Source organism: Lactobacillus kullabergensis (genome assembly GCF_000967195.1).
In the GTDB taxonomy this organism is placed as follows: Bacteria; Bacillota; Bacilli; order Lactobacillales; family Lactobacillaceae; genus Lactobacillus; species Lactobacillus kullabergensis.
The window spans coordinates 1,091,166-1,112,583 of record NZ_KQ033871.1 but is presented as its reverse complement, the minus strand read 5'-3'; the positions used below and the strand labels follow the sequence as shown (position 1 = coordinate 1,112,583).

Sequence of the window (21,418 nt, the reverse complement as noted above, 5' to 3'; positions counted from 1 at the left end):
GTATAGCTCAATGCCTTTTTTTCTTGGTCTAGAAATAGTTTTTTCTGATTTAATTGATTTTAAATTTTTACGCGCTATAATGTAATAAATATTTAATAATTTGTTAATAATATGGGCAATAAAAATGAAATTAAGTAACTTAATAAAAGCAAATGTTTTAAATTCAATTTTGATCGTATTTTTAGTGGTAATTTATGGCTGTGGTTCTGCCTTCAGCTCATATGTTATTAAGTTTGCTTATAATAGTCTGAGTAAAAGTCATTTCACTCAGTTTCTGTACTTTATTTTACTTAGTCTAATCACAGGATTAGTGGCCTTTATAATTAATTCTGTGGCAACGTGGCTATACAGTAGACAACTGCAACAATATATTGGCTTGATCAGAAAAAAGCTGGTTAAGCATTATTTCCATAGTGAATCTGATTCTACAGGAGCAATGATAAATAATTTAAATAATAATTTGCAGTTATTAACCGATCAATATGGTAATCAGGTTTTGCGTATACTTAGCTCCATTTTTGTAATGGTTACTTCGACCATTGCTTTAGTCATGTTTCATTGGTCAATAGCTGTATTAGTGATTTGTTTGGTCTTTGTCACTTTATTGATACCAAAATTAACGCGTAAAGCTGCTAATAAAGCGACTAGAAAAATTTCTGAGCAAAATAAAAAATATTTAAATACAATTTTTCAGTGGTTTAATGGTCTGGCTGAATTAAGACGATACTTGGCATTTGATGCCTTCAATCATTATTTGACAAAAAAGGGAGCGGATTTGGAGCAGACTTATGTTGACAGGCAAAAAGTCATGGGACTAGCGCAGTTTATTAATGGCTGCGCAAATTCTTTTTCTCAAGTAGCTGTGACTTTCCTAGCAACAATATTATTTTTTGCTAAAATTGTTTCTTTCGGTACGATCATTGCCGCAGGTACTTTTGCATCTAGTATTTTTAATGCAGCGTTGACTATTACTACGGCATTAACGAGAATGCAGTCAACTAAAAATATTAACCAACAACTAAATAAATTGCAAAGAGAAATACCGGTCGAATACTCAAATGAAACAAATTTTTCTACAATTAAAACTAGAAGTTTAAAGTATAAATATCCTAATAACAGAGAAATTTCTTATCCTGACATAACTATAAGAAGGGGAGAGAAGATTCTATTGCAGGGCAGAAGCGGTTCTGGTAAATCGACTCTGTTTAAGCTACTTTTGGGTAAGTTAAAGCCCACTAGTGGGAAAATATGTTTTTGTGATAAGAAAGGAAACAAGGTTAAAGTTAGTTGCAGTCAAATAAGTTATCTAGCGCAAGACAATTTTCTATTTCCAGCATCTATCAAGGAAAATATTACCATGTTCAATAGTAAATTAGATAAAGCTGTTGAAAGATATGTAAAATCAGTTCAATTGGAGTCAGATTTGGCTGGCTTTCCCGCTGGCCTAGAAACGCTGGCTGATGTTGACAAAAATAATCTTTCTGGTGGTCAAAGACAAAAGATTGTTTTAGCACGTAACGAGATCCAAAATAAGCCCGTAATTTTAGCGGATGAGTCTACTAGTGCCATTGATGAGAATGCAACAAACAAAATAATTAGTAATCTTTTGAATAGTGATCAAACTATTATAGTTATTGCTCATAATCTTACTAAAGATACTAAAAAATTGTTTGATAGAGTGATAAATATTGACCCTAATCGAGGTGAAGCTAATTATGACGTTTAAAGGATTGTATTCAACTAATAAAGTTAGAATGATAGTCATTTTACTACTAGAATTTATTACTTCTGGCTTAGTTATTGGTACAAGTTATATCAGTACGTATATCTTTTCTTTCATTCGCAAAAGAATGATAAATGAGTTTCTTTTGTTTTGCCTAATCGTGTTATTTTTATATTTTACAAGTTATTTGGATATGAATTTGTGTCAGTATTTAATTGAAAAACAAATTCAACAATATAATCATCAAGTAAGAGCAGAAATTATTGCCCATTTTTTTAATGATTACGCTCACCACAGTCCAAATAAAGTACAAAACATACTCACAAATGATCTTAACTTAATTAAATCCTCTTCTTTGAGCATTTATACTGATATTCCGTATTATGCTGCGCAAATTCTTTTTGTTATCTTAGCCCTCTGGTCATTTCATTGGAGCTTGTTAATAATAGTATTATTTTTAGGCAGCTTAAATTTGTTGCTCCCGCGCCTTTTACGAAAACCCTTGCGAAAAGCTGTTCGAAATTTATCTTCAGCTAACGCGTCATATTTAAAAACTGCAGAAAATTGGTTGGATGGATTAACTGACTTGCAAAATTTTATGGCTGGAAAAAAACTTTCAATTGTAATGGCAAAAGCCTCGAAAAAGCTGGAAAAAGCAAATATTAACCGCACAAAGACTATGCAATTCTTATCAGTTTTGAATAAAGCAAGTTCAGTTTTGTTAAATTTCTTTCTATTGATTGGCACTGCTCTGTTAATTACACAGAAAATTATTCCTTTTGGCGTGATCGTTACCGTTGAAAATTTTAGTGCAAATTTATTAGAAGCATTACAGAGTCTTACAAATGAAGTTGGACAAATTTCTTCTGCTGGTCAATTAAATCAGAAAATTGCCAAAGATCGTGTTCCAGTGACTGATGTAACAGAGGGTATAGAGCCTATAAGTTTGCAGACCCACAACTTAAGCTATATTTTTTCTAACGGTCAAAAACTAACTTTTCCAGATATCACTATTAAACCACATGAAAAAGTTTTATTAATTGGTGATTCTGGTAGTGGCAAGACTACTTTCTTTAAATTGCTTTTGGGTATATTGAAACCTACAACTGGTGCGGTGAATTTTTTTGATCAGAATAAAACCAAGCTTAATCCGCAAAACTTAAAGTTAGATTATATTCCTCAATTTCCCGTTTTGTTTCCCGTTAGTATCAAGGACAATATAACAATGTTTAATAAAGATCTAGAAGAAAATCTAAACCAAGTAATTAAAAATACCTGTTTTAATCAGGACCTTAATAAATTTGCTGCAAAAGAAGAGACTATTATTAACTTAAATAATTTGAATGTGTCTGGGGGACAAAGACAAAAAATAGTTTTAGCTCGGTCAGAGATTCACGAAAATCAATTTTTGTTAATTGACGAAGGTACTTCGGCAATAGATGAAGAAAATAGTGCGGTAATAATTAACAATATTCTCAATAGTCCTGTTACGGTATTTATGATAGCGCACAATTTGAATCAGAAGATTCAAAATAAGTTTGACAAAACGATTTATTTAAATAGAGGAGATAGGTTTTAAATATAATTTACAAATAAAATTAGTACAAAAATCCTCAAATTTTTTATCAAATAGAAAAACAAATCTAATTAATAAAATAGTTTTGACTACCTCTACTTTTTACTTAATTGCTTTTAACTGTTTCATTTACTTTGTTATAATAGTAAAGATAGAGTAAAGGGTGCAAATTATTTATGGATATTAAAAAATTACAAGATTACCAAAAACATATCCGCAACTTTTCCATTGTTGCTCATATTGATCATGGGAAATCTACAATTGCGGATCGTATTTTAGAACTGACTGATACTGTATCTGAACGACAACTAAAAAACCAAATGTTAGATGATATGCCGCTGGAACGCCAACGCGGCATCACCATCAAGATGAACTCAGTAGAAATTAAATATCATGCTCAAGATGGCGAAGACTACATTTTTCATCTGATTGATACCCCAGGACACGTGGATTTTTCTTATGAAGTTTCTCGTTCTTTGGCAGCGTGTGAAGGTGCACTTTTAGTAGTCGATGCTTCACAAGGTGTACAAGCGCAAACTTTAGCTAATACTTATTTAGCGATTGATGATGATCTGGAAATAATGCCTGTAATTAACAAGATTGATTTGCCATCCGCTAATCCTGAGCAAGCCAAGGAAGAAATAACTGAAATGCTGGGTTTAGATGCTTCCGACGCTGTTGAAGTTTCCGGTAAAACTGGGCAAGGAATTAAGGAGTTGCTTGAACGCATAGTTAAAGATATCCCAGCTCCTAATGGAGATCTCCAAGCACCGTTAAAAGCGTTGATTTTTGATTCAAAATATGATGACTATCGCGGTGTTGTCTTATCTGTACGGATTGAAGAAGGTACTGTTGCACCTGGCGACAGAATCAAAATTATGAATACTGGCAAAGAATACGAGGTTACTGAAGTTGGGGTTTCTAGTCCACATCCGGTTAAAAAAGATATTCTGATTGCTGGGGATGTTGGTTACTTAACTGCCAACATTAAGTCCGTTCGTGAAACTCGTGTCGGTGATACCATTACTTCAGCTGAAAATCCAACCGCTGAACCACTTCCTGGTTATCGCCAAATACCACCAATGGTGTACTCAGGTATGTATCCCGTAGATAATTCTAAATATGATGATTTGAAAGAAGCTTTGCAAAAACTTCAGCTAAATGATGCCGCTTTAGAATTTGAACCCGAAACTTCGACTGCTCTTGGGTTTGGCTTTAGGTGCGGTTTTTTAGGCTTGCTTCATATGGATGTGGTTCAAGAAAGACTAGAACAGGAATTTGATTTGGACTTAATTATGACCGCTCCTTCTGTTGATTATCATGCCATTATGAATGATGGTACAACAAAGGTAATTGATAATCCCTCTGATTTGCCCTCAGCTGGTGAATATAAAGAAGTGCAAGAACCTTTCGTCAAGGCTGAAGTAATGGTTCCGAATGATTTTGTCGGTCCGGTAATGGAACTTTGTCAGCGCAAACGGGGTGAGTTTGTGACTATGGATTATTTAGACAAGTATCGTGTTAACGTAATTTACAATATGCCTTTGGCCGAAATCATTTATGATTTTTTTGATGATTTGAAATCTTCCACTAAAGGTTATGCCTCACTTGATTATGAAATTACGGGTTATCGGGCAACTGATTTAGTTAAAATTGATATTCTGTTGAATAAACAAGTGGTCGATGCTCTTAGTTTTATTGCTCATCGGGATGAAGCTCAAAATAGAGCAAGACAAATGACATCAATGCTCAAGAAACTTATTCCCCGGCAGAACTTTGAAGTTGATATTCAAGGGGCAATTGGAGCAAAAATTATTTCTCGTGCCACCGTAAAGCCTTATCGTAAAGACGTTACTTGGAAAATTCATACAGGTGATCCGGATAGAAGGGCAAAACTGCTGGAAAAGCAGAAGAGAGGTAAAAAACGCATGAAAGCTGTAGGTCATGTTGAAATTCCTCAAGATGCTTTTATGGCTGTTTTAAAAATGAATGATGATGACTTAAATTCAAAATAGAAAATAAATATAAAAAGGCTGAATTAAACATATGATTGAATGGCGTGAGCGTATAGGTGAAGAATTAGCTCCGGAATTGATTGAAAAGTATCAGCTTAGCCCGATTACGGCTAAGCTGCTTTCTTTGCGCGGAATAAATACTGCAGCAAAAATTGAATTTTGGTTTAATGCCACTGAAGCTGATTTGGCTGATCCTTTTCTAATGCATGACATGAAAAAGGCAGTTAACAGAATTAATCAAGCAATTGATGCAGGAGAAAAAATAACGGTCTATGGAGATTACGATGCTGATGGTATTACTGCCACTACTATTATGGTGGAAACACTGGGCATTTTAGGTGCCGATGTTCATTTTTTCATTCCCGATCGTTTTAAAGATGGCTATGGACCAAATATTGAATCCTACAAGAAAATTGTAGCAGATGGGACTAAACTGATCATTACTGTAGATAACGGTATTACTGGAGTTGACGAGGTTGCTTTTGCCAAAAGTAAAGGTGTAGATACAATAATTACAGATCACCATAAATTTCAAGATAAAATTCCTGAAAGCTATGCGTTAGTGCATTGCAACTACCCTGGCCAAAAATATCCGTTTGATGATTATTGTGGTGCTGGAGTGGCATATACTATTTGCCGAGCTTTAATGCAGGATTCAATGCCAGAATTATTGGAACTGGCAATGATTGGCACAATTGGAGATATGGTCAAGGTTTCCGGAGAAGGTCATATTATCGTTAAACGCGGTTTAAAAATGCTTAATGAGACTGAGCGGCCGGGACTAAGAGCTTTAATAAAAAAAGCAGGTTTACAATTAGGACATATTGATGAAACAGATGTTGGCTTTAACATTGCACCAAGATTCAATGCTGTAGGCAGACTGGATAATGCGAGTTTAGCCGTTGACTTACTATTATGTGAGACTGACGAAGAAGCTGAAAAAATAGCAGACAAGATTGAAGGTCTAAACGATGAACGTAAAAATTTAACAGCTGAAGTTTATCAATCTTGCGTTAATCAGATTAAAAATAATGGTTGGCAAAGAGATAAAACTTTAGTTTTATATAATCCCAAGTTTAATGAAGGGGTTTTGGGATTAGTTGCAAATAAATTAGTTGAGAAAACTCATAAGCCAACCATAGTCCTGACAAAGAATGAAGAGGGAATTATCAAAGGTTCGGGAAGGTCTGTAGATGGTTTTAATCTTTTTAACGCCTTAGAGCCTTTAAAGGATAGACTTTTTCTTAAATTCGGTGGTCACGATTTTGCGTGTGGCTTGTCTATGACTGAAAGCAAAATTTCCTCGTTACGCAAATCATTTGAGGATAGTTTTACTGGTGTTTTTAATCAAAATATACGATATTATGATTGTGAACTACCTTTTTCTCATCTGGATTTGAAAATTATGACTGAAATCAAAAAGGTGGGTCCTTTCGGAACAGATAATGTCAAACCCATTTTTAGTATTACTCATCCGAAAATTAACAGCTGTTTTTACATGGGTAAAGAGAAAAATCATATCAAATTAACAATTAGTAAAGACCATAATAAGGTTGATGTTGTAGGATTTAACAAGAAGTTCCTTACAAAAATTCTTTTGCCTTATGTAGATCAGTTGTTTATTGAGCTACAGGAAAATTGTTTTCGTAATCAAATAAAATTACAAGGCATTATAAAGGGAATCATTTTTGCTGCACCAAAATTAGCAGTTCCTGAACCAGTTGTTGATTTGCGCAATGAAAAATATGTGATGGGTTTTGCGGACAGATATTTATTATTTGATAAAAGAAATAAAAATGTTGCTTCCAGTCTGTTTGATATCGACCCTGCAAAAATTACATTGGTAAATGATTATGATAGTGAAGGTGAAGTGGCCGTCTTTCTTGATGTTCCTCGCAATCAAAAAGAGCTAGATTTTGCGTTGAACAATAATTATGAGCAGCTATACTTACACTTTCTTATGGATCAACTGCCAGTCCAACATTTACCGCTAAAATCTGATTTTGAAATCTTGTTAAAATACATATATTCTCACCCTGGTCTGACACTGCAAGATTATCGCAAGGTCGGTAAATTTATAAAATTAAGTTACGATAATGTTCTCTTTATTTTACGTGTATTCTTTGAATTGAATTTTATTCAATTAGAAGATGATAAAATATTTGGCGTCACTAATCCTGTTAAAAATAAATTATCAAATTCAAAATATTATCAAGCTACAAATTCACAGATTGCTTTTGTAAATGAATTACGGCAAATGCCTGGTCAAAAATTGCTAATGTACGTGAATGAGCAATTAAAGCAACATTAATTTTTCTCGCTTTTAATGCTTTTAAGCCTAAAATTTGTTAGAATATAAAGGTCGAATAAGCTTTAGCAAAAAAAGTAAAGTTTTTGGAGGTTTTTCTTCTTATGGCAAACGATTTTGAGAAACATATTGCAAGTGTCAAGGATTTTCCGAACAAAGGTATAATTTTTCGGGATATCACTCCTGTGCTACAGGATGGCAAATTGTTTCAGGCAGCTACACACAAGTTAGCTGAATACGTTAAAAGTAAAAATGCCGATATAATTGTTGGTCCCGAAGCGCGTGGGTTTATTGTTGGTTGTCCTGTGGCAACAGAATTAGGTATTGGTTTTGTGCCAGCTAGAAAACCACATAAATTGCCGAGGGAGGTTGAGCGTGCCTCTTATGACCTGGAATATGGTTCAAATAGTTTGGAAATTCATAAAGATGCTATTAAACCTGGCCAGCGTGTTGTAGTTTGTGATGATTTACTTGCTACGGCAGGAACTTTAAGAGCGTGCAAGCAAATAATTGAAAACCTAGGTGGAGAGTTAGTTGGTTCTTGTTTTTATATTGAATTACCTGATTTAAAGGGAAAAGAAAAATTACCAGGACTTGACGTCTATTCTCTTGTTAAATATCATGGTGCTTAATTTTTATTGATTGGATCTTAAGGATCAAGTTTTCAAAAATAAATATACACAAAATGCTCTTTAATAGTTGAATTTCGGAATCAGCTATTAAAGGGTATTTTTTATCTAAAAGATTTGCCGGCTATAAAAGGGGCAATTGGTTCAGGCTTAGCAAATTTTAATGATTTAGAGCAATAAAAACGCTTTCTGAAATATGAAAAAAACTTTGAATTTTGAGTCCAAATTTTTTACAAGCTCAAGTCAGGTATATATAATGATACAGTATTTCAAAAAAGGAGAATAGAGTAATTTGCAATTAAGAAAAGCAACAATGGCCGATTTTGACCAAATTATCGCTATTTTAAAAGATGGAGCTAATCAATTAGCTGAACATGGTGTCAATCAATGGCAAGGAGACTACCCCTCAAAGGGTCAAATTAAAGAAGATATTGAAAACGGCTGGGCCTTTTTAGCCGTTTCTGAGGATAAAGAAACTGTTGGTGCAATTGCTATAGTAGATGGACCTGACCATGTATACGATCACTTGGATGGTAAGTGGTTAAGCAATACAGATAAATATGTTGTTATTCATCGTGTAGCAATTCATTCTCAACATTCTGGTAAAGGTTATGCTACTAAACTATTACAAGCTGTAATTAATGATATCAAAGTTAATCGTGATGATATTGATTCAATTCGAATTGATACTCACGAAGACAATAAAGCAATGCAGCATTTGATTGCAAAAATGGGTTTTACAAAAGTTGGCCTGTTACATGGTGTTTATCGTCCTAATGAAACATCATATGTGTATGAATTAAAAAAGTAAAAATAAAAGATTAAATGTTATTTAAATATACCAAAAATAGCGCTTTAAAAGTAAAAAATTAGACTAAATTGTTTACTTTGGTTATTTTATGTATTAATATAAACATAACGAATGTAATTTAAAGCATTTGTTATAAACGTACAACCAGTGAAAGGAGGGATTCAAGGGTCGATTAGCAAAATAATTATCTATCTTTGTTATTGGCTCGCCTCTTATTAAAAAATTAACTTTCCTGATTAATTTAACTATTTTTTCCTATTCTAAATTATTATACCAAATAGCATATACAAAACCTTTTTACCGGTGTGATGGAAAAGTCAGGAACTCATCGGTAAACCTTAAAAACCTGATTGCGGAAATTTCCGCAATCAGGTTTTTCTTTATTTAAATTTGAAATTAGCGATTCTTCATTATTGGTTGATAGAATAAATCAATAACAATTGCTGCTATCAAGGCAATGGCAAAAGTAAGTAGTAGGTTCGTCCAGTTTATTTTTGTCATAGCTATACCAAATAATGCTAGAATCACAGTTAGTAGCACGTCTCCTAACTGTGTAAAACCAACGGCTTTAGATGGGTAATCCTGCCAGAAGTATTTTTTTGTTCTGGTGATTAAAACAATAAACATAGCACTCAAAACCAGGTAAACATAAACCATCGTTGAGATAGTACCATGACTCCATCCGTGAGTATTAAGATAAGCAATACCAGCAATACCAATAGCTGTCCAGCCGAAAGCTAATGAAAAAGCAATTTTAGCTAACTTAGCCATATTCCAGTTTTCTGGTTTATAAGTGATGTGAGTTCTATCAGTACCAATCATCATTGTCACCATATTATTCATAATTGTGTAAATAACCATAGCGTTTAGCGCCATTGGAATATAGTTGAAGAAAAGGTAACCAAAAGTCAAAAGCATCGTTAATTGTGCAGTTCTTGCTAGCTTTGTTAAAGACCAGGTAGTCATTCTTTGATATACTCTGTGTCCAGCATCAAGTATTTTTACTATCGAAGACAAACCGTCATTCAAAAGTACCATTTTACCAGATCGTTTGGCTACGTCGGCAGCGTTAGACACTGCTATGCCAACTTCAGCTTGCTTTAGAGCAGGAGAATCATTGACGCCATCACCTGTCATACCTACTATATATCCTTTTTTCTGGAAAAATTTGACCATGCGTAATTTATCTTCTGGTAAAACATCTGCAATACCAGCCAATTTGCCGGTATCAGTCTTGTCAGTGAAATCACGAATAGAAATAACCTCACCTTGCAAGTCAACCTGCTTAGCGACTGCAATAGCAGTTTTCTGGTTATCACCAGTTAGCATAATCGGTTTTACTCCCCGTTTTCTGAGTTCTCCAAGAGCTTCTTTAGAGTCGGATCTTACCATATCTTGCAAAATGAAGACACCGGCTAACTTGTCGTCAATTAATAAAGCTACTGAACGTCCGGCACCAAAATCTATTTCTTTTGCCTTTTCGCCAGCGTCTTTATCAATTAGCGAAAGTTGTTTAAAGGAACCAAGTTTAATATTATGACCATCACAGTTTGCCATTGAATAGCCAGTGCTTGAAGTAAAAGGTGTGAAATCTGATGCAGACTTAATATTTAATCCCTGTTTTTTAACATATTCATCAATCGCAGTATCAATGAGTTTTTTGTTTCTTTGATCCGTAGCAGCTGATGCTAATGTTAAAACATCGTTATTATTCATTGAACTGAAATTAGTCCACTTACCCACCGCCGTTTTATTTTCCGTGATTGTTCCTGTTTTATCGAGCAAAATCAAATTAAGGTTTGCTGCATCTTGAATACCAGTCAAATCAGAAGTTAATACTCCTTCTTTGCTTAAACGGGTTGCTTCAAACGAGTTAGAAAGAGCAAATGTGGAAGGCATAGCAACTGGTATTGAAGCAATAAACATCATTGCTAAAAATGGCAGCATGTTAATCAGATTATTTAGGTCACCACCCTTAAAGAAAGAAGCAATGACAATTACTAAGGTCAGAATTCCATCAAGAATGCACAAATAGTAAATAATTTTAGTTAGCAGTTGTTGCAGGTGACCAGGAGCTGCAGAATTATTAATTAAGTTAATTGTCTTACCGGAACGAGAATCAGCACCGGTAGCAGTGACGACTGCTAAGCCATTGCCTTCTGTTACAGTAGTACCGGCAAAGGCTGTATCTTGTGGATTTTTCCGCACTGTTCTTGCTTCGCCTGTAATTGAACTCTCATCAGTAGAAATTTGTCCCTCAATCAGCTTCACATCGGCAGCCAAAACATCACCAGCTTGCATACTGATTAAGTCACCAGGGACTAAGTATTTTGAGTCAATATTCTGCCACTCCCCATCTCTTTGAACAGAAATAGTAGGAGTTAATTTATGTGAAATATTATTCAGAACTCGCCTTGATTGCTTTTTCTTAGAAGCTCCATTCCATGCAGCAAAAAGTAGCATCAATAACACAAATAATGATTGTATCCATTTTCCTAACACACACTCTAAAAGTAGGGCAGCTTCGAGTATCCATGCTGATAAATTCCATAACTTGGATAAAAATTCTTTAAAAAAGTTGAATTGAGGTTCAGGAACCTCGTTTAATCCATTTTTCTGCAGAAGTTTATCTGCTTCGGCTTGACTTAAGCCAGTAATTTTTTCAGCCATAATTTTACTTCCTTAGTTATAAATACTTAATTTAAAGTAGCATAAAAATAAGACTTTTGCTAGCAAATTAAATATTATCATTTGCAAGTTTGTTTTAATTTTGTATTTAAAATGATTATAGAAAAGTGTAAAATAGGTATAGTAGTGTATTAGTACACCTAAATTTAAATATATCATTTTAAAAAATCGAATTTATTCGCTTTTAATCTAGGAGGTGGAATTCATGTCAGTTAAAAAATTTATTGTGGCTTCACTATTAACGCTCACAGCTCTATTTTGTTTGCCCTTTTTCGTTCACAATGAGATTATAGATTATTTTAACGTTGCGATTCCTGAAACATATAGTTATGCGCAGGTACCAAAAAATACGCAAAAGTATTTTAATGTTCAAGCCTATGATTCTAAAACCGGCAGAAAGCTTCCGTACAAAATAAAAAAAGTAGGAGGCTATGATCCAAGCAGGCAATATATTAAAATTGTCCATAAAGGCCAGTATGTGAAAGAAATTAAATATGTTTCCAAAAAGGAATTTCAAAAGAAAGTTCATTCCTAAAAGTTAGATAAAAGGAGATACCATGTTCGAAAAATTTTTGGTTCCAGTTTATGTCTTTTTTCTGATTATAACTAACCAAATTCCATTAGATCATAATTCTTGGATTGATAGAGTTGATCCTGCTATTCCAGAAGTAATTAGTTATGCGCAGGTGCCAAAAAATACGCAAAATTATCTAAACGTTCAGGCCTATAATCCTGATACTGGTAAGAAATTACCATATAAAATTGAAAGAGTAGGTGGTTTTGATCCGAGTAGACAATATATTAAGATCGACCACAAGGGGCAGTACGTCAGAAAAATTAACTACATTTCTCAAACTACTTATCTAAAAGCAATTAATCAAATAGACGACTAGCCATAAAAATAGCACAAAAAAAGCCTGCATTATTGCAGGCTTTTTGAGTTTAAAAACTAATCTTTGTCAACACTGTCTGGGAAAGTAGCTAGACGCTCGCCTTCACCAAGATCTTCTTCAATTTCGAGCAAACGGTTGTATTTTTCAACACGTTCAGAACGAGCAGGTGCACCAGTCTTAAGCTGACCACCGTTAACTGCAACTGCGAAGTCAGCGATGAATGTGTCACCAGTTTCACCTGAACGGTGAGAAATCATGGTGTTGTAGCCATTCTTACGTGAAAGACGGATAGTTTCCAAAGTTTCAGTAACAGTACCAATTTGGTTTAACTTAATCAATGAAGCGTTACCGGCACCTTCCTTAATAGCTTTAGTCAAAAGCTTAGGGTTAGTACAAATGAAGTCATCCAAAACAATTTGAATTCTGTCTTTGTGGCTTTGAGTAAATTTAATCATGCCATCAACATCATTTTCATCGTATGGGTCTTCAATTGAAATTAATTCTGGGAACTCGTCAAGTAACTTGTCGTAGTATTGAGCTAATTCTTCATCGTTAAATACTTTACCTTCGAAGTGGTACTTGCCGTCTTCTTTGTTGTAGAAGTAGGAAGCAGCACAGTCACAAGCAATGGCAATATCTTCACCAGGCTTGTAGCCAGCCTTAACGATAGCGTCGTGTAAAGCTTGCAAAGCTTCTTCAGAGTTCTTCATATTAGGTGCGAAACCACCTTCATCACCAAGGCCAGTTTCGTAACCCATGTCTTCAAGAACTTTCTTCAAAGTATGGTAAGTGTTAACGATCTTTTCAAAACCATCGCGGAAAGAAGTCTTCTTAACTGGAGTGATCATGAATTCTTGCACGTCGATACCATTGTCAGCGTGCTCACCACCGTTAATAACGTTGTGGAAAGTTTGTGGCATTTCAAGATCAGTGCCGCCAAGGTATCTATATAAAGGTTGGTGGCTGTCTTTTGCTGCAGCAGCTGCAGTAGCCATTGATACGCCTAAAATAGCGTTAGCACCAAGTTCAGCCTTGTTAGGGGTGCCATCTAATTCGATCATTACACGGTCAATGTTTGCTTGATCATGTGGATCCAGACCTTTTAATGCCTTAGCAATTTTAGTATTTACGTTTTCAACGGCTTTGGAAACACCTTTACCGCCTACACGACTGCCGCCATCACGTAATTCAACTGCTTCATTTTCACCAGTTGAAGCGCCTGATGGAACTTCAGCTTTACCAACAACACCGTTTGATAAGGTTACAAAAGCCTCAACAGTTGGATTACCACGTGAATCATAGATTTCCAGTGCATGAACATTTTCAATGACTGATTTTAACATCTAAAAACCTCCTAAATAATAAATGCTGTACAAATTTTTATAAGTACATACATTAGTGGAGCACACGCTCCATATCTACATCACAAATTTTAGCTTAAGTTTGTGATTATGTAAACATTTGTAACCGATTTCTAATGTTAAAAAATATTAAAAAAATTTTTATCGCTTTTTTCTGGTATTTGATTTATTATTTAGCTATATATCTTTTTGAATATATAGTTTATTTATATAAGGATACACAAATATGGATAAAGTAAAGTTAATAATAGACTCTGGCGCAAATGACAGAGCAAATGAAAATCTGACTGTTGTGCCATTAACTATGACAATTGCAGGAAAAGATTTTGTCGATGACGAAAATCTTGATATCAATGAATTCATTAGCAGCATGGAGAAAAACACGGAGGAGGGCAAAACTTCCTGTCCCAGCATTAATGAGTGGCTTGAGGCCTTAAAAGGATCTGAATTTGCAATAATGATGACAATTACTAGTGGACTTAGTGGCAGCTTTTCATCTGCTTTTCAAGCTAAACAAATATATGAAAAAGATCATCCTGATAGCCATGTAATTGTGATTGATTCAAGGACTGCTGGCCCAGAGATTTCAGTTATTCTACAAGAAATTCGGAAATTGGTTAATAGCAAAACTCGTTTTGTAGATTTGGAACAAAAAATATCTGATTATAAGACACACACTCATTTGTTGTTCGTATTAAAATCACTGCATAATTTAGCACTCAATGGGCGAGTTAATATGGCCGTGGCTAAAGTCGCTAAAGTTTTAAATATTGATGTAGTAGGTACTGCCAGTGAAGAGGGTAAGCTAGAGCCTTTAGCAAAAGTACGTGGAATAAAGCGTGCCTTTAAAGAGGTGCTGAAATTAATGAGTGAAATGAAATACAAGGGTGGTAATTTAATTATTGATCATTGTAAAAATGAAAAAGATGCTGAAAGTTTAAAAGCAAAAATTTTAGCACTTTATCCAGAAGCAGAGATCAAAATTCGCTCAATGAGGGGACTTTGCACGTTTTATGCCGAAGAAGGAAGTTTGATGGTTGGTTTTGACGATTTGTAATTTTGTGGCAAATAAAAAATTCCTTTTTTACACTTGTTCTCTATCTAACAGAATATAAAAAAAGGTGATTTAGCCCTAGCTTAATAAAGCTAGGGCTATTTTGTGTACATTATTGAAAGCGCTTAAGTATAAAAGATTGTGAAGTTAAATTCATCTTCAAAAGCGCATTACATAGTGCTATAATGAAATTAGATAGCGCTTACATCACAAACTCATATAGTGTTGTCTAATAAGTTTTATCAAGTTCTATGTTAGAAAGTGAGAGAAATTAATTTAGCACTTGTTAAATTGATTTCGTCGGAGGAATAAAAATGGATATACTTAAAACAGTTCTTGCGATCATCCCTATCGTTTGGCTGATACTTTCCTTGGGTGTTTTTCGCATTCGAGGAGATTTGTCGTGCTTAATCGGCTTTGCTTTATCAATAATTCTCAGTATTGTCGGTTTCCACTTTTCGTTTTCAAACAGTATTACTGCCGGAATTGATGGCATAATTATGGCTTTATGGCCAATAATTTATGTTATTATTTCCGCTCTGTTTATCTACAATATTAGTAGAAAATCAGGGGGAATGGATACAATAATGTCTATGTTAACTTCAATTACTAAGGATATGAGATTCTTAGTATTGATCTTAGCATGGGGATTAGGCGGATTTTTGGAAGCCATTGCCGGTTTCGGTACTGCGGTAGCGATTCCTGCAAGTATCCTAATTATGTTGGGCATGAGTCCTATTAAAGCAGCCGTGGTTTGTTTGGTAGCAAATACTGCTCCTACTGCTTTTGGTGCCGTTGGTTTGCCAGTAACAACTCTGGCTAAAGTAACAGGTCTAGGAGTTACTGAGTTAGGTTATTTAATTGCTATACAATTATTTGTTTTAATGATGATAGTTCCATTCGTTTTGGTCATGATGACTGAAGGTAAGGGACTTAAGTCATTTAAAGGAAAAGGTGTTTTGGTTTGCACCTTGGTAGCTGGTTTAACATTTGCGGTTCCAGAAATTTTCATTACTAAATATTTAGGTCCTGAACTACCATCAATTGTAGGTTCAATAGTTTGTTTACTATGTTTAGTAATTATTATTAAGAAATACAGCAGCAAAGATGAAGTTGCATCCGCTAGTGCTGAAAAGGACGATAAAGCTCCAATTTCAACTGCTGATAAAATCAAGGCTTGGGTACCATTTATTTTGGTATTTTGCTTTATCATTTTCACTTCATCAATGTTCCCAGCAATTCATAATGCACTAGCAAGCGTTAAAACCAGTTTCCACTTCTATAATGGTGCAAATGCCAAGCCAGTTGACATTGACTGGTTGTCATCACCGGGTACTTTAATTTTACTGTCGAGTATCATTGGTGGTGCTATTCAAGGTTTGTCATTTAAGGAAATGTTTTCCGTTTTGACAAGTACGATCAAGCAATTGGTTAAAACAATTATCACGGTTTGTTCTATTGTGGGATTGTCCAAAGTAATGGGCTACAGCGGGATGATTGATGTCATCGCGGTTAGTCTCGTAACTTTGACTGGCGCATTTTACCCAGTAATTTCACCAATCATCGGTGTGTTAGGAATCTTTATCACTGGTAGTGATACTTCAGCTAACGTTCTCTTTGGTGAATTGCAAGTACAAGCTGCTCACGCGCTGAAAGTAAGTCCATACTGGCTGGCAGCTGCTAACATGGTTGGTGCTACTGCTGGTAAGATGCTTTCACCACAGAACATCGCAATTGCTACAGGAGCTACTGGTCTTGAGGGTAAAGAAGGAGTTATTCTTAAGAAAGCTCTGCCCCATTGTGCATGGTACACTGCATTATTGTGTGTGATAGTGTTTGTGTTAGGAAAGATGCTTAGTTTCCTATAATTTAATTGTTAAAAAATTATCGATAAAGGAAAAAACAACCCTAAACCAAAAGTTTGGGGTTGTTTTTAAATAACCATTAAAAGTAATTGTTGAGATATACTAAAGCAAAAGACAGCTAGAGAAGTAGCCCCGATAATATCTGATGGAAAGTGGGCTTTAAGACTGATTCGAGAAATGACGACCATTAGCCAAATTGCCAGCAAAATCCATAAAAGTCTATTACCTAATTGTCCTGCAAAAAGTCGCCAGATGATTAAAGCCATAACAGTGCTTCCTAGGACATGACCACTTGGAAAACTATAGCCTTCTTCTAAATCTGAATGTAGGATTGGACGTTTTCTGCGCATCCATTTTTTTAAAAAGATACCAATCAGATCAGTAAAGCCTAAAGTAAATAATGCCCAAAAAGCAAGTAAATTTTCATTATTACTGATTAAAAAACTTGCCAGAAATACATCCAAAACAACTAAAAGTTTGGGATCGTTTATAAATGCAATAATCTGCCAGCCGATTCCGTCGCGTCTTCTGATTAATTTATGATGAAGCCAGTGATCAAATAAATTGAAACGTCGTGAATTTCTGACATTAAAGATAAGTAGTATTAGTATTAGAGCAGACAATGTTGCTACCCAAAAGTTGATATTCAAATCGAATCCCTACCTATAATTTATATTCGATTGTATTTTAACAGTAACAGGGCAAAGCATAAAAATTAAAATCTACTCTTGAGCAAAACTTAAGATTTGTAATTTAAAGGAAATTTAGAATTTGAGCTTTATTAAAATTAGTTTTAGCAAGGTAATTATTTTAAAAGAAAGCTTGACTTTAATTAAAACCAATTTAAAATTATTCTTATCAAGTTAGGGCATAATTTAGGAGGAAAAAATGAGTAAAAATCACACTTCTAAGCAAGAGACTGTTGGTGAAGCTATACGTGATATTGCGCACCATGAACATAACTTTGCTTTAGCTGATAATTCTACTAACCATATTGGTGATCTCGTGGTTTATGGCACCCTTTATCTTCTGGCAATTTTATTTTATGTCATTTGGTTTGACTGGCTATTTGTATTGTTAGCAGTTGTTGCAATCATTAGCGTGATCCGTTATCAAAACTTCTTGCGACACAAGGTTGATTCTCAAAAAATGACATTGTATTTCGTCAATACTAGTTTGATTTCAACTGGGGTGAGGTCTTTTGTAATCGGAAACGCACCATTACTAGCTCTTAGTATGCATACTCAGGGAAAATTTAACCTCTCCATTTCTTTGCTGGTTGGCTTAATTACTGCTTTGATTGGAATAACTTGTCAATATCATTACCTGACTAATCATCAAGTCATTGACAGGCAAAAGGAATCACCAAACAAGACCTGCAAAAATGCTGTTGATTTTAGTATTAAATTTTGCAAAAAGGGTTATGTCAACCAAGGCTTTTTCTTTGATATTGCGTGTGGTTTTGCGCTTTTGGCAAATCATTTTTCTTATAAAGAATTCATCTTAGTTAAATTTGAAGCTTGGCAATTTGTTTTAATTACTATTTTAATAGTTTTGGGTACAGTTCTATTTCAAAGGTTTTTACACAATAAAGTTGTTACAAATAATATAAGTAAAGGCTTTAAGTGGGGTACTTTATTAATGACGGCTGCGCGCGGCTATCTGATAGCCATTGTACCATGGGTTGCAGTGTGTCTGTTCAAGGGCAATTCAATCAATTGGTTGGCGGCAAACTTGTTAGGAGCATTGGTAGCAATAGTTGGAACTGGATTGCAATACAAATATTTACATAAAGTCAGAGTCTTTTAAATGCAGAACTAAGTATGAATTTATTTGACCATGAGGACACTGACACAAAGATAGGCCAGTAAAAGTAATTTCTTTTACTGGCTTTTTTAATATTGAGGGCAGATTTGCCTATAAAGTTTGATTCTATGAAGTTTTAGATAATTAGCTTGAATAAAAAGCAATTTAGACAATAGAATAAAAAATTCTCATTGGAGTTATATTGTGAAAAAAGCAGGAACAATGTCTGAATTTTTGCATTATATTAGTTCATTCAGATTTTTAAAACTTCTTTTCAAATCCATAAAACATTTTCCGTTTAAGTATTACAAGTTAGGCCATCCAATGCTGGATACCTGAGCGAAGCCTGCCTTAACATGTCGATAGCAAATTTAAGAATTAAGCTACGAAATGGTATAGGAAATAATCTTATGGATGCAACCGTAAAGAATAGGCGTCAAGTAAGTCTTCTGTCCCTTGATATTGAACTCTATCACATCTGAATACCAAATATGATTGGGATAAAATGCACTGAAGTTTGTTTTAAGCAAGATCAGATTGGCAAAAAACAAAGTAAAAGAAAAAGAATCAAACAGTTTATTAGCAGCTTGATTCTCTTTAATTTACTCCTTATCAACACGATCTGACAAAGAACTATTTTATATGAAATAAAATAGTTCTTTGTCAGAAGACTGTCCGATGGCAACTGACTATTTGCCCAATTGTTTCTTATAATTACCTTTAGTTTGATAAGAATAATCATGCTTTATTTTGTTTCTTGTATAGACAGAGAAATATCCCATATTGTAATATGATTTCATTACACGTTTGCCATAAATTTTTCTTTTGGATAACCAAAAAGAACCAACTTCTTGATAATGATAGTTAAACTTATTCAAGACATAATAGGGTCTGCCATTTTGCTTATAACGCGTGACATGTAATTTTTTATATCCTTTTTTATTCAAGCTACAAAGGACTTGACCATTTTGTATAAATGCATGTTTAGTAATCTTTATATGATTCCATTTGTTATGCCCTTTATATTCGTACCAAGTACCTCTTAGTTCTGTGGGAGTAGCATTATGCCCTACATATTTGGCCTCTACTTTTGAAGAAAAGACTAGTCCAGTGGCAACTAATATTAATATAGAAACTAATCTTACCAATGTTTTCTTTAATTTCATTTTATTCTCACCTTCCATTAAATTTTATCACTGAAATAAAAGGCCAGCAATTTATAATTTTATAACAATAAAGCCTGATTCAAGCGTCTTTTTATAAATTATGAAACTTTATTCCCTGTCAAGCTAACGTTTTAGATTCTAAAAATATTTTAAGATACTTGATTTTCCTAGGTTTGAAAGGCAAATGTCCTGATTAGAAGGGATTAACAGCAAACTTAAAAAAATCATAAAATTAATTTTGTCTAGTAAACGCCCTTCGGAGAATTTAAGATAAAAAATATTTCGAATCTTTTGGTGCATTTCATAGTTAAACAGATGTTTTACTGCTTAAATTGATGGCAGTTAATGATGAATAAAGTTGTTGATTTGACTGTTTTTTATAATAAGGCAATGGGACAAGTAATAAAACGAAAGTTTGGAATAAATGGTCAATTTAAGATTGATAGAAGTAGTAAGGGTTTTTTCAAAAAATACTAATTTGATTAATGGTGAAGATATCTAATTGTTTTTTAAATATATAAATAACCACTCTAAAGATTTGTTTTTTAGGGTGGCTATTTTATGGTCTTAAATATGAACTTTTTTATTTTTAAATAAATTTTAATCAAAATCGACTACAAAAATATAAGTGCTTTATTCAAAAATAATTTTCTTTGCTGTTGTTAAAATTGAATGTGATACAATTACTTAAATATTTCTATTAGGAGAGTTCTTACCATGAAATATATCAAAAAGCCAATACCTGTAGAAGCTTTTCAAACTAAAAAACCAGTCGATATAAAAACAAATGAAGGTATAATGCATGCCAATGTTGGTGACTGGATATTAACGGGCATTGATGGTGAAAAATGGCCGGTAAAAAAAGATATTTTTGAAAAAACATATGAAAAATATAAAGAGTGAATTTTTAATGTTGACGATGAAAAAAAGATTTCCTGTAAGTTTTTGAATATTTAACTTTCTCGTAATTGGGATCCTTTTTATTATGCTCATTTTTTGAACTCTGACTAGATTTGATTCTAGGTTTTTCATTGTTATTCATGTTTGTCCAATTAATATTTTCACTTGAAATTAATGACTCACATCTTTCTATCAGAGTTTTTAATTTATCTGTATCAGGGTCATCGTAAATACCAGCTGAATATAAATACATTTGTCTTTCTCTTTTTAGTGTTTCGCAAATGAAACGATATTGAATCCAATTGTCATGAAACTTCTTAAGTGACGATAAGCCTTCCAAAAAAGTTATTAATGCGCTAAAAACAGAAATAACAGTTAAAATATAATGAAATCTTAATACAAAGGAAGCTAAAACAGGTATAGAAGCAGAAAAAAGTAGTGCGAGCACTTTACATGCGCAGTAGTACTTTTTTTCTTTTTGGCTCTTTTTATCGTACCAATCTATCTGATTAGTCAGTCTTTCTTTATCATATGTGCTAAAATCCATGATATTCCTTTTCTAAATAAAATTTGTGTACAAATATTATACCAATAACATAATATTTATATTTTAATGACTTTAT

At 33.8% G+C, this 21,418-nt stretch carries 17 protein-coding genes; 12 read left to right on the top strand and 5 right to left on the bottom strand.

The window, feature by feature from the left end:
* The first annotated feature begins 124 nt into the window (after positions 1 to 124).
* From JF76_RS05755 to JF76_RS05730, 6 genes are all read left to right on the top strand, one after another.
* On the top strand, positions 125 to 1,726 hold the full coding sequence (locus JF76_RS05755; protein ID WP_045928197.1) for an ATP-binding cassette domain-containing protein: 1,602 nt from the start codon (positions 125 to 127) through the stop codon (positions 1,724 to 1,726).
* Positions 1,716 to 3,302, top strand: coding sequence for an ATP-binding cassette domain-containing protein (locus JF76_RS05750; RefSeq protein ID WP_045928196.1), 1,587 nt, complete (start codon positions 1,716 to 1,718; stop codon positions 3,300 to 3,302). Before JF76_RS05755 ends, JF76_RS05750 begins: the two co-directional genes overlap by 11 nt.
* A gap of 173 nt (positions 3,303 to 3,475) precedes the next feature.
* Entirely contained in the window at positions 3,476 to 5,314 is a 1,839-nt protein-coding gene (gene lepA / locus JF76_RS05745) for a translation elongation factor 4 (RefSeq protein ID WP_045928195.1), read from the top strand.
* Between the two features lie 34 nt (positions 5,315 to 5,348).
* Positions 5,349 to 7,625 carry a single-stranded-DNA-specific exonuclease RecJ gene (gene recJ, locus JF76_RS05740; RefSeq protein ID WP_045928957.1) on the top strand — a complete coding sequence of 759 codons (2,277 nt, stop codon included), beginning with the start codon at positions 5,349 to 5,351 and terminating at the stop codon, positions 7,623 to 7,625.
* Positions 7,626 to 7,726: 101 nt separating this feature from the next.
* Positions 7,727 to 8,254: an adenine phosphoribosyltransferase gene (locus JF76_RS05735; protein ID WP_045928194.1), complete on the top strand. Its 528-nt coding sequence runs from the start codon at positions 7,727 to 7,729 to the stop codon at positions 8,252 to 8,254.
* Positions 8,255 to 8,543: 289 nt separating this feature from the next.
* A complete protein-coding gene (locus JF76_RS05730; RefSeq protein WP_084600339.1) occupies positions 8,544 to 9,062 on the top strand; it encodes a GNAT family N-acetyltransferase in 519 nt (172 codons plus the stop codon).
* A gap of 396 nt (positions 9,063 to 9,458) precedes the next feature.
* Here JF76_RS05730 and JF76_RS05725 read toward each other — a convergent pair whose 3' ends face one another.
* Positions 9,459 to 11,732, bottom strand: coding sequence for an HAD-IC family P-type ATPase (locus JF76_RS05725; RefSeq protein WP_045928193.1), 2,274 nt, complete (start codon positions 11,730 to 11,732; stop codon positions 9,459 to 9,461).
* Positions 11,733 to 11,955: 223 nt separating this feature from the next.
* Here JF76_RS05725 and JF76_RS05720 point away from each other — a divergent pair, with 223 nt between their 5' ends.
* On the top strand, positions 11,956 to 12,285 hold the full coding sequence (locus JF76_RS05720; RefSeq protein WP_045928192.1) for a YxeA family protein: 330 nt from the start codon (positions 11,956 to 11,958) through the stop codon (positions 12,283 to 12,285).
* 22 nt (positions 12,286 to 12,307) lie between these two features.
* A complete protein-coding gene (locus JF76_RS05715; RefSeq protein ID WP_052697082.1) occupies positions 12,308 to 12,643 on the top strand; it encodes a YxeA family protein in 336 nt (111 codons plus the stop codon).
* Between the two features lie 56 nt (positions 12,644 to 12,699).
* On the opposite strand, the gene eno is transcribed toward JF76_RS05715, so the two are convergent.
* The gene (eno, locus tag JF76_RS05710; protein WP_045928191.1) at positions 12,700 to 13,986 is read right to left on the bottom strand and encodes a phosphopyruvate hydratase; all 1,287 of its coding nucleotides are present in this window, start codon (positions 13,984 to 13,986) and stop codon (positions 12,700 to 12,702) included.
* A gap of 244 nt (positions 13,987 to 14,230) precedes the next feature.
* Between eno and JF76_RS05705 the strand changes: the two genes are divergently transcribed.
* Positions 14,231 to 15,061 (top strand): DegV family protein, encoded by an 831-nt coding sequence (locus tag JF76_RS05705; protein ID WP_045928190.1) that lies wholly within the window; start codon positions 14,231 to 14,233, stop codon positions 15,059 to 15,061.
* Between the two features lie 311 nt (positions 15,062 to 15,372).
* Positions 15,373 to 16,926 (top strand): L-lactate permease, encoded by a 1,554-nt coding sequence (locus tag JF76_RS05700; protein WP_223901654.1) that lies wholly within the window; start codon positions 15,373 to 15,375, stop codon positions 16,924 to 16,926.
* Between the two features lie 65 nt (positions 16,927 to 16,991).
* Here the strand turns inward: JF76_RS05700 and JF76_RS05695 are convergent, their stop codons facing one another.
* The gene (locus tag JF76_RS05695) at positions 16,992 to 17,567 is read right to left on the bottom strand and encodes a phosphatase PAP2 family protein (RefSeq protein WP_370448902.1); all 576 of its coding nucleotides are present in this window, start codon (positions 17,565 to 17,567) and stop codon (positions 16,992 to 16,994) included.
* Positions 17,568 to 17,811: 244 nt separating this feature from the next.
* Between JF76_RS05695 and JF76_RS05690 the strand changes: the two genes are divergently transcribed.
* The gene (locus tag JF76_RS05690; protein ID WP_045928188.1) at positions 17,812 to 18,732 is read left to right on the top strand and encodes a hypothetical protein; all 921 of its coding nucleotides are present in this window, start codon (positions 17,812 to 17,814) and stop codon (positions 18,730 to 18,732) included.
* A gap of 686 nt (positions 18,733 to 19,418) precedes the next feature.
* On the opposite strand, the gene JF76_RS05685 is transcribed toward JF76_RS05690, so the two are convergent.
* Entirely contained in the window at positions 19,419 to 19,895 is a 477-nt protein-coding gene (locus tag JF76_RS05685) for a hypothetical protein (protein WP_045928187.1), read from the bottom strand.
* Positions 19,896 to 20,612: 717 nt separating this feature from the next.
* On the opposite strand from JF76_RS05685, the gene JF76_RS05680 reads away from it, so the two are divergent.
* Positions 20,613 to 20,798: a hypothetical protein gene (locus tag JF76_RS05680; protein WP_045928186.1), complete on the top strand. Its 186-nt coding sequence runs from the start codon at positions 20,613 to 20,615 to the stop codon at positions 20,796 to 20,798.
* A gap of 4 nt (positions 20,799 to 20,802) precedes the next feature.
* On the opposite strand, the gene JF76_RS05675 is transcribed toward JF76_RS05680, so the two are convergent.
* Complete coding sequence (locus tag JF76_RS05675; RefSeq protein ID WP_052697081.1) at positions 20,803 to 21,342, bottom strand: DUF4231 domain-containing protein; 540 nt, start codon at positions 21,340 to 21,342, stop codon at positions 20,803 to 20,805.
* Positions 21,343 to 21,418 lie beyond the last annotated feature (76 nt).